The organism is Nitrospira sp. (assembly GCA_037045225.1).
Lineage (GTDB): Bacteria > Nitrospirota > Nitrospiria > Nitrospirales > Nitrospiraceae > Nitrospira_A.
In genome coordinates, this window is the sequence record JBAOHZ010000009.1 from 950,598 (window position 1) to 963,369 (window position 12,772).

A 12,772-nucleotide genomic window follows, 5' to 3' on the forward strand; every position below is an offset into this window, starting at 1 on the left:
CCTGCTCGGATGGATCTCACGCCCACGTGAACAACTCGACAACCGCTCGGCCTGAAAAGAAGCAATGAAGATGCCACCGATTGACCCGGCTATTTCTTCAACTGGCCGGAAGATGCAATACCACCAAAATCGATCCTGTCGCGACAAATTGACTCGGCTGTGACCGAATTGGTCTCATGAGACAAAAATGGGTAGAATCGGCTAACGGTGCGTCCCTCTCGAATCAGGGGTCAGACCTGTTCCTACAAGGCGGGAACCACAGACTGAAAATGGCACACACTGCGACAGAAATTGGTTCCATTGTTCAGGAACTGGCCCTGGCCCTGGCAGAAGGCTGGATCCAAAAGATCTCCCAACCCCTCCCCGACTCCCTGCTACTGGAAGTGCGTGTTCCCGGGCACACTCGTCGGCTGCTCTGTTCCGTACGCGATGGAACGGCGCGGATTCACCTCGTGCGCGAAACCCTTCCCAACCCGCCGACCCCGCCGTCGTTTTGCCAACTGCTGCGGGCACGCATACAAGGCGCACGTATCGAGAGCATTGAATCTATCCCTGGCGACCGCATTGCTCGCCTGACTCTCACGAGCCGGGACGGCCCGGTCGCCTTGGTCGCAGAACTGTTTGGTCGAAACGCGGACCTGTTGTTTTTGAATGGAGAAGGACGAGTGCTCGCCACACTTCGCCACAACAAAGACCGTGTGAACCAGACCTATCAGACCCCGTCCCCATCACGATCATCGCCCTCCGAGACGGCTGTTCCCGCACCGGAGCCTCGGCTTCCAACCAACGAAGATCCATTTCCGCTCTCATCCAGGCTGGAAATTCTCTATCGTGAGCGTGAAGCAGAATTGTCGCGCCTCACCCAGGTCCGACAGCGGGAATCGATCCTGCGAAAAACACTCAAGAAACTTCTGCGACGTATGGAGGCACTGAAACGCGATCTCGAACAGGCAGGACGATACGAACCCTATGCACGATATGGCGAACTACTGAAAGCCAACCTGGGCTTACTCAAGAAAGGACTCCCCGCCGTCTCGGTCGTGGATTATTACGATGAGCGACTGCCGGAATTGACGATCCCGCTCGATCCCAGCAAAGGGCCTCAGGCCAATATGGATGCGTACTTCGCCAAATATCGAAAGTTCGTGTCCGCCCAGCGCGAAATTTTACCCCGCGTGGCCACCATCGAGACGGACGTGCAGCAACTCCACGCTGAATTGGAGACCATCAAAAATGGGACCTGGCAGGCGCCCACTCATGATCGGCAGACCACACCAACAACCATGTCTCGTCCAAGCCGGAAGCAAGCCGCCAACGAGGAACGCCGCGGGCCGTTTCGACGCTTCATTTCATCGGACGGCCATCAGATCTTTGTCGGACGCAATGCCCGCGAGAATGACGAACTGACATTCGGCCTCGCCAAGAGTGACGATCTCTGGCTCCATGCACGCGGCACGCCGGGATCACATGTCGTCGTGCGATTGGAGAAAGGCACCGACCCACCGCCGGAAACCATACGGGACGCAGCCACACTCGCCCTGCTGTATAGCGATCTCAAAAAAAGCGGGAAAGGCGACGTCATCTATACCAGGCGCAAGTGGGTCAAGAAATCCAAGGGCCAGGCACCGGGGGCGGTCACGGTGACTCAAGAGAAGACCATGTATGTCACGCTCGACAAACCACGCCTTGCGGCACTGAAGGGGCGAACCACAAACGGAGCAATGTAGCTCATCCGCTCAGCGCCTTACTGGGTCGGCTTTCTATCCATATTGACGACATGGTAGAGTGCCCGCATATGGGCACCCCCACGAACAGTCGTGACCGCTTTCGCATTCTGAGCGCATTGCTCCAGGCAAAAACGTTGCGGCAGTTCGATGAACGCCTCCAACAGGAGCTCACACCCCTGTTGGACTGTGACGTCATCGGACTCTACCTGTACAGTGAACGCACGGCGTCCTTCTCTCCCGTGTCTGAAAGTTTGTGCAACCCGGCCTCTCCCGCCTATTCCATCGCGCAATTGCCCGCAGCCGGTACCATCAAGGAAGCCGCAGTTCTCGCCGGACAAGCCATCGTGACAGACGACCTCAGTACCTCCTCTTGGACCGAGGCGCAGGCCATCGATCCGAACATTAGTCGGTCCACTTCCGTGGTGGTGTCCCCGATCAGGATCCCTTCCGAATCCATGACCGGCGCGACCGCCAAAACTCTTGCCGTCATGGTGGCCGTTTCAATCGGGAAATCCGGCATCTTTTCGGAAGAAGACCGGCTGTTTCTCGACCTGCTCGGCCTTCACATCGCACCGGTGCTGACCGCTGTCTTAGCGGCCGAGGAACGCGACACCTTAGTCGCCATCAACAACCAGGTCGTGCTCGGCACTATGACACTGGATACCCTTCTTCCTTCGATTCAGCCCATTCTCCGTGAGATCATCCACCACGACATGATCGGTCTCGTGCGATTCACCGGTCCGCCCGACCGCCCCTGGTTCGAGATCGCGTCCTGCGAGGGTGTGAACGTCGATCAGGAAGCGCTCCGACAATTTCCCTTCGCGCGGATGGCGCCGGCTGAAATCCTGGCCACGGGAAAGCCCCTGCTCCTGACCGGACACAACCAAGAGCGATTTGCGGAGCACGGCTATCTCGAATCACTCGGCATATGCTCAGCCATGCTCTGCCCACTCCTGGTCCATGGGGCCCCCTATGGTTTCTTAGGTATCGGCAGCAGACGGCGGAACGCCTTCTCCGAGCGCGACCTCGCACTGGCGGAACAGATCGGCTTTCACTTATCGCACGCCATCGCCAACCTCTCCGCCTACGAACAGATCCGTCAGCTGAAAGACCAATTGGAACAAGAGAACGTCTACCTGCGTGAGGAGATGGGCGCCTCTCTCGACCTGAGAAGCCTGATCGGCAACAGCGTGGCACTCCAGAAATCGCTGAAGGCCATTGAGCAGGTGGCGCCGACCGATTCCACCGTCCTCATCACGGGAGAAACCGGTACAGGCAAAGAACTGGTCGCTCAAGCGATTCATCGATTCTCACCACGCCAAAAGAAGGCACTGATTACCGTCAACTGCGCCGCACTCCCGCCCACACTGATCGAATCCGAGCTCTTCGGTCACGAACGAGGCGCCTTCACCAACGCAACGGCCCGTAAACTGGGACGCTTTGAGCTCGCGCACGGGAGCACCATTTTCCTTGATGAAGTGGGAGACCTCCCCATCGGCGTACAAATGAAACTCCTGCGCGTCCTGGAGGCTCAGGAATTCAACCGAGTTGGCGGAAGCCAAACCATTCACGTCGATGTGCGCGTGCTTGCCGCCACCAACGTCGATCTGGGGCAGGCCATCAAACGGGGATTGTTTCGTGCCGATCTCTTCTATCGCCTCAACGTGTTTCCGCTCCGCCTTCCAACGCTTCGGGAACGCCGCGAGGATATCCCCCTGCTGACCCGGCACTTTGTGAAAAAATACGGTCTTCGCCATCGAAAACCCGTCACGCGAATCAACAACGCGGCACTCAACACCTTATCCGCATACGATTGGCCCGGCAATGTTCGGGAACTGGAGCATGTGATCGAACGTGCGGTCATCGTGAGCCAAGGGTCCACGATCACAACCGAGGACCTTGATGGGTTGGGGCATGGGGAAGATCAGCCTGTCGAGCCTCGCACACTTGCGGAAGCCGAACGAGCCCACATCGTGGAGACACTCTCACGAACCAATTGGATCCTCGCCGGCAAACTAGGGGCTGCAGAACAATTGGGAATGAAGCGGTCGACCCTCCAACACCGCATGAAAAAGCTGGAGATCAGTCGCCCGCCTCGACACCCCTCATGAATGCCCACATATGGGCAGGCGCATCTCGGCTCTGCCGAATGCTCGGCACTCCCCCCTACGAATTTGCGAGTTCTCTATTCTTCGCGTGTCCTTCATTTACCTAAACTTTCCATCACTTGCGCATCCGAAAGAGACTACGATCTAAGCGGGCATCCTCCCTGCTCTAAGACTGCTCCATGAAAGACACTGCTTCTCCACTGACACCAGAAACCGTCACTCATGAGATCCAAGCCTATGTTGCCGAACGACAGATGGAACTCCTCCCCTCTGGAGAAGCCAGTACAGACGGGCGCTGCTTCGCCTGGTGCGGGGACATCCTGGACTTTCTGACCGAAGGCCTGGCCGAACGATGTGCCGCAAAAGGTATTACGTTCACCGATGTATTTCCCGGCCCGTTTCGTCTCATGGACGAAGAGCAACAGCCGGACGGCCAGCACGTGCGGCGCTTCTGGACGGTGGCCCTGCACCACGGCTGTCCCATCGCCAGGATCTGCACCTACTTCTTCCATCGGCACGATCAAGTGAGCCTCCCGCAATTGCCACGCGTGGTCGGCTATGCCCCCATCACCGTGGCCCCTGAGGACCACGAATGAACTACGTCGCCCTCAGAATGCTCTTCGGTGATCGCGCCAAATACCTCATGTTGCTCTGCGGCCTCAGCTTTGCGGTCATGTTGATCGTTCAGCAGGGTTCCATCTTTTGGGGCCTCATGATGTGGTCTCAATCGAGTATCAGCAACCTCAATGTGCCGATTTGGGTCACGGACCCCGGCATCGCGCAGGTGGACGAAGTCAAACCAATCGCCGACACCACCGTCGACCGCGTCCGCAGCATCCCCGGGGTGGAATGGGCCGTCCCCTTGTATAAAGGACTCCTCCGGGCCAGACTTGCCAACGGCGAGTATCACCAGATCACCTTGACGGGCCTGGACTCGGCTTCCTTGATCGGCCGTCCTACGGAAGTGCTGGCGGGTCGATTCGAAGACCTCCGGCAACCTGACGCCGTGGCCCTCGATCAATGGGCCGTTGAACGCATGGGTGGACCACAGGTAATTTCAGTCGGGACGGTGTTCGAGCTCAACGACAAGTTGGCCCGCGTGGTCGCCATCGCCAAGACGCAAAAGACCTTCACCAACATTCCTGTCGTCTACACCACCTACGAGCGAGCCTTGCGCTACGTGCCGCGGGAACGGCGCACCCTGTCCTACGTCCTCGCCAAGGCCAAGGACGGCGCGCCAGCGGACGAGGTGATCCAGCGTATCCGTGACCAGACGGGATTGGGCGCCTTCACCGCCGATGCCTTCGGATGGAAAACCATCGGTTGGGTCCTCAAGAACACCGGGATCGGAATCAATTTCGGCACCACGATTCTCTTGGGTTTTGTGGTCGGCATGGCCATTGCCGGGCAAACATTTTATCTGTTCACCGTCGAAAACCTGCGTCAGTTTGGGGCCCTCAAAGCCATGGGAGCGTCCACCGCGACTCTAGCCCGCATGATTCTCCTGCAAGCCTTTACCGTGGGGATCACGGGGTACGGTGTCGGCATCGGACTCGCAACCGGCTTCGGCCTGCTGACCGCGCGAGAGGGACAGTTGCCGTTCCTTGAAACCTGGCCGCTGCTCCTCCTGGTCTTTGTCGCCCTGCTCATGATTTGCACCTTGTCGGCACTCATCAGCATCATCAAACTGGCCCGGCTTGAACCGGCGATTGTGTTTCGATGACAACAATGGATGGTGCCTCACAGTCACACGCGCCGGCCGTCGCAGGCCAGGAAACACTGCCCTCGACCGCCGTCCAGGTTCGAGGACTCATCAAGTCGTTCGGGTCCGGCGAGACCACGGTCACGGTCCTCAAGGGCATCGACCTGGACGTGTACTTCGGCGAATTGCTGCTCCTCGTCGGGGAATCCGGTGGAGGGAAAACCACCCTGTTGTCGGCCATCGCCGGGATCCTGGACATCGATGCCGGAGATCTCGACGTGCTGGGCGCGTCACTGACTAACATGTCCCCTGGCACACGCACCCGTTTCCGTGGGCAAACGATGGGATTCATCTACCAACAGTTCAATCTGCTGCCCGCGCTGACGGCTGCGGAGAACGTCGCCATCCCGCTGCTGATTCAGGGGATTCGCAACAAAGAGGCCATTACACGCGGGCGCCTGATGCTGGAACGCGTGGGCCTCGGCGACCGGACAGAATTCTTGCCCCGAAACCTTTCCGGCGGCCAACAGCAGCGGGTCGCCATCGCCAGAGCCTTGGTCAACGAACCAAAACTCCTGGTGTGCGACGAACCGACGGCCGCCCTCGATGGCCCCAACGGGCAAAAGATCATGGCGTTGATTCGCGACGTCGGGCGAGCGCCCGACCGCTGTGTCATCGTGGTCACCCACGACAGTCGCATTTTTCAGTTTGGAGATCGAATGGCAGAGTTGACCGACGGCCGTATCGTCGGCATTCACCCGATTCAGAGAGAGGCGACGGCATGACCATCTTCAATCGCTTGAGTGTCTGGCTCGCCGTCGCTGGCGCAGCGCTTGCCGCCTGGGTCATCCTGACCGCCGGCAAGAACCCGCCCATGCCCACGCCACTGGTCGAACCACCGCGGTCATCCTTTGAGGCCACCGTAGCTGCCACCGGCATCATCGAAGCAGCCAACGAAAACGTGCGTATCGGCCCCCCATCAGCCGGACTCGTCACAAAAGTCTTTGTCACAGTCGGTGACCGGGTCCGTGAAGGCGACCCGCTGCTTCAATTGGACGATCGAGATCTCCGCGCGCAACTGGTCGCCCGTCAGGCGGCGATTCCTCCGGCGGAGGCGCAAGTGGAAGAACAGAAGTATCGCATCGGGGATCTCGACACGCAGCTCAAGCGACTGAAGTCGGTGCGCGACAGCCGAGCCGTCAGTGAGGACGATGTGAAGCGTACTTGGTATGCCTCGGAAATGGCGAAACGCGCGATGAGCCGCTACGAGGCCACCCTCAAACAAGTCATCGCCCAACGCGATGAAACCCAACTCCTACTAGAGCGCCTGACGGTCCGGGCGCCTCGAGCCGCAACCATTCTGCAGGTCAATGTCCGAGCCGGTGAGTTTGCTCTGACCACCGGGGCCAGCGAACCGCTGATGCTCCTGGGAGACATGCAGCAGCTGCAAGTCCGCGCAGAAGTGGATGAAGTGAATGCGCCCTTAGTGGCGCCGAATCGATCCGGTGTCGCCTACCTGAAAGGCAATACGACTCAGGCGATTCCGTTGACGTTCGTGCGTATCGAACCCTATATCGTCCCCAAGAAATCTCTCACCGGCGAGAACAGCGAGCGGGTCGATACGCGAGTGCTCCAGATTATCTACCGCTTCGATCGGCCGGCGTTTCCAATCTATGCCGGGCAGCAGGTCGATGTATTCATCGATCGCGCACCCGCAGCAACACCGGCGCAGCCTCAGGGCGAGACCCGTTCCACTGGGGAACCGACTCAATGAAACAGCGCACGTTCAGCAGACCGATCGTCGCGGCAGCCATATGCGTTGTGCTGGGGCTCTCCTCTACCGGCTGTCTCCAAGGGCAGAACTATCACCGTCCACCGGTCGACACACCCGCAGACTGGACGCGCATGGCTTCCGGCCCCTTAGCGGCTGGATCCTCCGACAAGGTCCCGGAAGCGGACTGGTGGCAGGCCTTCCACAACCAGGAACTGACCCAGTTCATCGAACGCGCCCTCGCCCAGAACCATGACATCCGACGCGCCGTGTCCCGCGTGCTGGAGGGACGAGCCTCCGTCACGACCGCTGGCGCCGGACTCTACCCGCAATTGAATGTGCAAGGCAGCTACAGCAATATCGTGGTGTCAAAAAACACTCTGGCGGGATTGGGCTTAGCCACCGGCCAACAACCGGGGCCTCAGGTCTTTGCCAGACCTGGAAGCAGTTTCGATCTCTGGAACGGAGCGGCCGACCTCCGCTGGGAACTGGATGTCTGGGGCCGCATCCGTCGCGGAATGGAAGCGGCATCGGCAGACGCACAGGCGATCGAGCAGGATGCCCGTGCGATTGCGCTCACCTTGATCAGCGACGTCGGACAGTCCTACTTTCGAATTCGTGAGTTGGACGAGCAAATTGAAATCGCGCAACGCGCCCTGACTCTCAGGCGGGACTCACTCGACATCATCACCAAACGGGCATCGGTGGGCCTGGCTTCCGACCTGGACGTGAAACGAACGGAAGTCCTCGTCGCGGAAACCGCCGGACAAATCCCGGATCTGATCCGCCTGCGCGCCGTAGAATTACACCGACTAGAAGTGTTGACGGGAGCCGCGCCGGGCAGCCTCGTCTTGGCATCCACATCGTTGCGGAAAGTCATCGTACAGCCGGATATCCCCGTCGGCCTCCCGTCGCAACTATTGGAGCGGCGACCCGACATCCTGCAAGCGGAGGCATCACTGATGGCCGCCAACGCCCGCATCGGTCAGGCACGCGCCTATTTCTTTCCCACCTTCTCCATCACGGGACAGGGAGGATTACAGAGCGCCGAATTCGCAAACTGGTTCACAGGCAACAGCGCGAACTTCAGTATCGGGCCATCGGTCACCCTGCCCATCTTTCTGGGTGGAACCAATGTCGCGAGGCTGGATGCCGCCGAATCTCGCTACCAACAAATGTTGGAAGGCTACCAACAAACCATTCTACTCGCCTTCCGCGAAGTGGCGGATCTCCTGGTATCGATCCAGTCACGCACGGAACAACTCGCACGCCAACGTGAGCAGGCCTCAGCCGCCACGGCCGCCGTCGGGCTGGCCGAGGTGCGCTACCGCAAAGGATTGGTCAACTACCTCGATGTGCTCGACGCCCAACGAACCATGCTCGCAGCGGAAACCCAACTGGCGCAAACGGAGCGCGCCCGCCTCACCGACATGGTCGGCCTCTACAAAGCCCTCGGCGGCGGATGGCAGACACTGGACGATTCGCCCACGACACCCTCGACCATCTCCGCCAGGCCGTAAGGCCTCACCTCGCCACTCGTGCGCTCTCGAGCCAACAGGCACATCCAGAAGTCCCTCAGACAGCGTGTGCCCCACGCACCACGGTGGCGCGGACTTTCAACTTGAACTTTTCGCCCAGAAAGGGCTATTTGACAGGATGCACCTTGATGTCTTCGCGCAAGTGGCGGACCAGGCACCGATCATGCCGACTCATTCTATTCTTCGTGCGATTTCCCGGAAGGAGCCTTTCATGCAACACGGTGTCCGTGACCATTCCCTAGCAGGCCAGATTTCCCTTGCGCCTCTCCTCTTGGTGCTCGGGTTTACCACGTCCTTCGCAGCACAGGTGATGGCTGCTCCCCACGATAAATCAGCCCTCAAACCCGCGATGGCTGACAAGCCGGGACTTGCGGAAGAACAGATTCTTTCGACCACCGACAAGATTGCCCAGCCGGTAGACACCGACACAGAAGCCATGCGCCACAACGACTTGGGTGTGGCCTTCGTCTTCAAGGGCGACTTGGGACAGGCCATCGATGAATTTAAACATGCGCTCCGGCTCCAGCCGAATTATTTCGCCGCCCACCTCAACTTGGCGAATACGCTGCTCGATATCGGACAGAACGACGCAGCTATGAGTGAATTCAAGGAAGCCCTGCGCCTCAAACCGGACGATCCGAAAACCCACAATGATCTCGGGGTCGCGCTGAAAGAAGTGGGAAATTTGGATGGCGCCATTGCGGAGTTCAGAACAGTGTTGCGGCAGAACCCCAGTGATGTGAACGCGCACAACAATCTGGGCGTCACACTCAAAGCCAAAGGTGACCTCGATGGGGCGATCGCAGAATATCGTACCGCGGCGAGCCTGCAACCGAACGATGTCAACGCTCACTTCAATCTAGGCCTCGGACTGATGGAGAAGCATCAGCCGGAGGCCGCCATCACCGAATTCCGCACCGCCCTGCACCTCCGGCCCAACGATGCGAAGCTCCGCCTCAACCTCGGCAACGCATTGGCAGACGTCGGGCAACGTATGGAAGCCGCTCAGGAGTTGAGGCAATACCTTCGCCTTGAACTCGATACACCCGCCACTCGGCGATGGCTGGAACAGGCCGAAGCCAAACTCCGCGAACTGGAGATGCCATAACCCCTGCCTCACTCGCCGGCGCAGAACTGCCGACATGGGTGGCCAGGAGCCTTCCTCGACCTGACGGCATAGTCATTTTCCCCTCTCGCCGATCACACCCCATTTGGTGTACAGTCCTCAACGCTTCCGCCAGGACGGTGACCTGCGATGTGCCATTCTGAGACAGTACCCATCATGATGCGTCTCAAACCTCTGCAAACCTTTCTACTGGCCGCACTGTGCATCACCGGCCTAACGCCGACCATCACGTTCCCGGCAGAGCAGGAAGATCCGGAATCCCGGCACACTCAACAATGGGACTTTGACGGCGCGGCGCCGGGCACCCTTCCCAGTTCGTTCACAGTCGGGACACTTTTCGACAGCCGCGCGGCCGGCGAGTGGAAAATCCTCATCACCGACCGCGCGAAAAGCTCCTCCCAAGTGCTGGCACAATTACAGCCGAAAGGAACGGATCAGGCACACAAACTACTGCTCGTGGAGGGCACTGCGAGCACCAACATTGATGCCGAGGTCTCGTATTTGGCCGTGGCCGGAAAAGCTGATCTTGGCGGAGGGCTCGTCTGGCACGCGACGGATGACCGCAACTACTATCTCCTGAGAGCCAGCTCGGTCGAACAAAAGGTTCGACTCTATCGTGTCGTAAAAGGCGTGCAGCAGGTCGTCAAGCAAATCGATCGCTCAGTCCCTGCCACCGGATGGCACAAGCTACGCATTGTCCAACGTGGATGCGAACTCAAAGCCCTCTACGACGATGCCGTGCTGTTTCGAATCTGTGACCAGACATTCTCAAGCGGGCGGATTGGACTCTGGACCAAAGCCGATGCCGTCACCTATTTCGACGACCTGACTCTTCGGCTCCTCGATTGACCTTCCCTCCGATGATCCTCCCGCTGAGCGACCACCGCCGACGATCAGGTCGATCCACCGACACAAAAAAAGGGCAGCCACCACAAGGATGACTGCCCCATGAACTGATACGAAATTAGGCGTTACCAGCGATCGCGCTTGCCACCACGATCGTTGAATCCCCCGCCGCCGCCGCTCCGTCCAGGTCCGCCGCCCGAGCGGGGCTCCTGAGGACGCGCTTCATTGACCGTCAATGTCCGGCCACCCATGTCCGTCCCATTGAGAGCCGAAATCGCCTTCTGCGCCTCGTCGGAAGAGGCCATTTCGACGAATCCGAAACCTCTCGATTGGCCGGTAAATTTGTCCGTGATGATCCGGGCCGATTCCACCGCCCCGTGCACCGCGAACAAATCGCTTAACTGCTGTTCGGTTGCCGAATAGGGCAACCCGCCAACATAAATTTTAGAACCCATGTGGGTCCTCCTCTTGGGTAGTGACATTGTCTTGAACGAAGGAAAGAAAGGGAAAGGACGGGCCGAAGACGCTACGTAACGGGGCGACTTGGGTCTGGCTTTCGATTAGATTCCCGGGCAAGGCAACATCGAGTCAGGCCTGAACTATTTCAACGCATCCCTCACCAGGCCCCAGCGGGAGACGCGGAATAGTACCATGCGTCCCCCGACCATACAAGCTATGAAATAGGGCTTTTTCACACTCGATCCGCGTCAGTCGGACCATCACAAGACTGACCAACCTCATCGATCCACTGACGAATTCTCGTGATGCTGCGCGGGACATGTACGCTCGTATCCTCATCCATCACCGATGGCCGCGCTCTCAAATACAAATCGACTATCTCATCAAAAACGACAGCCTGGCAGGGAAGGACCTACATGTGACACAGGCGCACCAACCCGATGTGGGCGGATGAGCTGGCGCAAAAAGAACCGCGCAGAAAAAAACTTGACTCCGCATCCGAAAGAAAGCTTTATATATGTCCAGTAATACTGGACATATGCTAACATATACCGATGTTGCCAAGGCTGAGCATGAGGTCCGATACCCGATTCCTGACGGACGAAGTTGTGTCTGACACCGCTCCCCTTCGTTGTTTTCAAGCACGCCTAGTGGCCCATGACGACTAACCTCACGCGCGCGCAATTCTCGACGATTCATGACGCGATACCCATGGGACTTGCCCCAGGCGATCCCCCGATGGTACCGCAGGTTGCTCGGCAATCGTTGGGCTCCCTCAATCGGGCGCAAGTGTACGATACAGGAACGTTCGCTCCAAACTCATCCACGTGACCGAGGTGCCAGTGCTGGGAACATTCGTCAGGCTTTATCGAGGCCTAGGAGAGCTCTGGGCCCAGATCCTAGAGGACTGGGCCGTGCACTGCCACGACTGGACCATGCCTGGCCTTCGTGCACTAGCCGTTCACCGCTTTGGCACATGGATCTCGAACCGGCGCAGCGGCGTTCTCAAGTCTGTCCTGCTCACGTTCTACCATGTCCTGTACCGATACGTCCGGAATCACTACGGAATCGAAATTCCCTTGACGACGACAATCGGCCGAAGGCTCTGGCTGGTTCACCAACACGGCATCGTCTTTCACTGGAAATCCGAGATCGGAGACGATTGCGTGATTCGCCACGGAGCCACGATCGGAGCCGGATATGGCGGACAAAAGACCTTACATAAAGGACCGAAACTCGGCCAACGAGTCGAAGTGGGACCAGGCGCCGTGATTTTTGCCGGAGTGAAGATCGGCGACGATACGGTCATCGGTCCGAATGCCGTGGTCATGTCGGACGTCCCGGCCGGATCCAGGGTGTTCGCTGAGGCGCCTCGCGTCATTCATTTGCCGACCGTTCGTCAGGCACCCGGAGCAACTAGGGATCTCCGTCAGGGGGTACGCCAACAATGAAGTCGGTTCAAGCCAACGTCCCTGGATCAGCTTGCATGCAGCAT

The 12,772-nt window shown here is 58.8% G+C and carries 11 protein-coding genes; 10 read left to right on the top strand and 1 reads right to left on the bottom strand.

The window, feature by feature from the left end:
- Positions 1-269: 269 nt before the first annotated feature.
- The 9 genes from V9G17_05220 (at position 270) to V9G17_05260 (ending at position 10,821) form a co-directional block, all read left to right on the top strand.
- Complete coding sequence (locus V9G17_05220) at positions 270-1,727, top strand: NFACT family protein (protein ID MEI2751984.1); 1,458 nt, start codon at positions 270-272, stop codon at positions 1,725-1,727.
- A gap of 68 nt (positions 1,728-1,795) precedes the next feature.
- A complete protein-coding gene (locus V9G17_05225) occupies positions 1,796-3,838 on the top strand; it encodes a sigma 54-interacting transcriptional regulator (protein ID MEI2751985.1) in 2,043 nt (680 codons plus the stop codon).
- Between the two features lie 176 nt (positions 3,839-4,014).
- A complete protein-coding gene (locus V9G17_05230) occupies positions 4,015-4,431 on the top strand; it encodes a DUF6022 family protein (GenBank protein MEI2751986.1) in 417 nt (138 codons plus the stop codon).
- A complete protein-coding gene (locus V9G17_05235) occupies positions 4,428-5,558 on the top strand; it encodes an ABC transporter permease (protein ID MEI2751987.1) in 1,131 nt (376 codons plus the stop codon). The genes V9G17_05230 and V9G17_05235 overlap by 4 nt, the downstream gene beginning before the upstream one ends.
- Entirely contained in the window at positions 5,555-6,322 is a 768-nt protein-coding gene (locus V9G17_05240; protein ID MEI2751988.1) for an ABC transporter ATP-binding protein, read from the top strand. The genes V9G17_05235 and V9G17_05240 overlap by 4 nt, the downstream gene beginning before the upstream one ends.
- Positions 6,319-7,311 (top strand): biotin/lipoyl-binding protein, encoded by a 993-nt coding sequence (locus tag V9G17_05245; protein ID MEI2751989.1) that lies wholly within the window; start codon positions 6,319-6,321, stop codon positions 7,309-7,311. The genes V9G17_05240 and V9G17_05245 overlap by 4 nt, the downstream gene beginning before the upstream one ends.
- On the top strand, positions 7,308-8,828 hold the full coding sequence (locus V9G17_05250) for an efflux transporter outer membrane subunit (protein MEI2751990.1): 1,521 nt from the start codon (positions 7,308-7,310) through the stop codon (positions 8,826-8,828). Before V9G17_05245 ends, V9G17_05250 begins: the two co-directional genes overlap by 4 nt.
- A gap of 229 nt (positions 8,829-9,057) precedes the next feature.
- Complete coding sequence (locus tag V9G17_05255; GenBank protein ID MEI2751991.1) at positions 9,058-9,954, top strand: tetratricopeptide repeat protein; 897 nt, start codon at positions 9,058-9,060, stop codon at positions 9,952-9,954.
- Between the two features lie 174 nt (positions 9,955-10,128).
- Positions 10,129-10,821 carry a hypothetical protein gene (locus tag V9G17_05260; protein MEI2751992.1) on the top strand — a complete coding sequence of 231 codons (693 nt, stop codon included), beginning with the start codon at positions 10,129-10,131 and terminating at the stop codon, positions 10,819-10,821.
- A gap of 122 nt (positions 10,822-10,943) precedes the next feature.
- Here the strand turns inward: V9G17_05260 and V9G17_05265 are convergent, their stop codons facing one another.
- Positions 10,944-11,273, bottom strand: coding sequence for an RNA-binding protein (locus V9G17_05265; GenBank protein ID MEI2751993.1), 330 nt, complete (start codon positions 11,271-11,273; stop codon positions 10,944-10,946).
- 939 nt (positions 11,274-12,212) lie between these two features.
- Between V9G17_05265 and V9G17_05270 the strand changes: the two genes are divergently transcribed.
- Positions 12,213-12,728 carry a serine acetyltransferase gene (locus V9G17_05270; GenBank protein ID MEI2751994.1) on the top strand — a complete coding sequence of 172 codons (516 nt, stop codon included), beginning with the start codon at positions 12,213-12,215 and terminating at the stop codon, positions 12,726-12,728.
- Positions 12,729-12,772: the final 44 nt, after the last annotated feature.